Source organism: Promicromonospora kroppenstedtii DSM 19349 (assembly GCF_000515355.1).
Lineage (GTDB): Bacteria > Actinomycetota > Actinomycetes > Actinomycetales > Cellulomonadaceae > Promicromonospora > Promicromonospora kroppenstedtii.
Window position 1 is genome coordinate 183,962 of record NZ_KI911744.1, and the last position, 1,326, is coordinate 185,287.

Genomic DNA, 1,326 nt, shown 5'->3' on the forward strand with positions numbered 1-1,326 from the left:
GAGTCCGCGATGGCGGGGCTGGACGCGCTGCGCACCCTGGAGCCCGCCGTCACCACGGCACCCCGGACGGGTGCGTGATGTCGAACTCCTTCCCCACCGCGCGCCTCACCTGGGCGCAGATGCGGCGCAGTACCGGCCGGCTCACGGCCGCGGGCGTCGCGATCCTGATCAGCACCGCCTTCGTCACCGTCACGCTGCTCGCCGGCGGTGTCATCAACGGCACCACCCGCGACATGGTCGCGGCCGGCTACGCGCAGGCCGACGTCGTCGTGTCCACGCCGGGCACGGAGACCGACGGCATCGCCGAGGCCGACATCCAGGCCGTGGCGGCGCTGGACGGCGTCGCCGCCGTCCAGCCGGTCACGACCTGGTTCGGCGACCTGCGCAACGGCGGCAAGGGCGGCTTCCAGGTGTTCGCCCCGGTCCCCGCGGACCCGAACCTGTCGCCGCTGGAGCTCGCCGACGGCGCCTGGCCGTCCGGCACGGGCGAGGTGGCGCTGTCCACCAAGGTCGCCGAGCGGATGGAGGTCGGCGTCGGCGACACGGTGACGCTGAACCGCACCGTGTACCCCGAGGGCTGGGCCGAGAGCCAGGCCGACGACCCGGCGGCCGAGCTCGGCGAGCCCGAGGAGGTCACCGAGACGCTGACCGTGACGGGTCTCGCCAGCGACCCCTACGGCGCCTACACGCCCTACGGCGGCGCCGCCGCGGTCCCGGCCGCGACGCTCGACGCCTGGAGCGCGGGCGAGCCCTACAGCGACCCGGTCACCGAGCTGCTCGTCGCGCTCGACACCCCGCTGCAGGGTGACGAGATCCCGGCCTCACTGAGCGAGGCGGTCCAGGGTGCGTTCCCGGCCGGCGCCGGCGAGGTGTCCGTCCAGACCACCGAACAGGTGGCGGCGGAGCAGACCGCGGCGCAGACCGGCGGGCAGGACCTCGTGTTCCTCGTGTTCGTCCTGACCTTCGCCGCCATCGCCCTGCTGATCGCGGCCATGGTCATCACCAACACGTTCCAGGTGCTGGTGGCCCAGCGCACCCGCACCCTGGCGCTGCTGCGCTGCATCGGCGCGGGCGCGGGGCAGCTCTACCGCAGCGTGCTGCTGGAGGCCGCGATCCTCGGTGTCGTCGCCTCGACGGCGGGCATCGTGGTGGGCGCCGCACTCGCCCAGGTCGCGCTGCTGGTGGCTCCGTCGTTCGACCTCGGCGTGCCGCTGCCGACGACCATCGCCCTGACCTGGCAGGCGGTCGTGCTGCCGCTGGCCGTGGGCGCGGGCGTGACGGTCCTGGCGGCGCTCGCCCCGGCCCGCTCGGCCACCCGGGATCGGA

1 protein-coding gene is annotated in these 1,326 nt (G+C 74.7%); it reads left to right on the forward strand.

Going from position 1 to position 1,326, the window contains the following annotated elements:
• Window positions 1-77: 77 nt before the first annotated feature.
• The coding region (locus PROKR_RS36165) for an ABC transporter permease (protein ID WP_169736564.1) at window positions 78-1,326 on the forward strand (1,249 nt) is incomplete at its 3' end.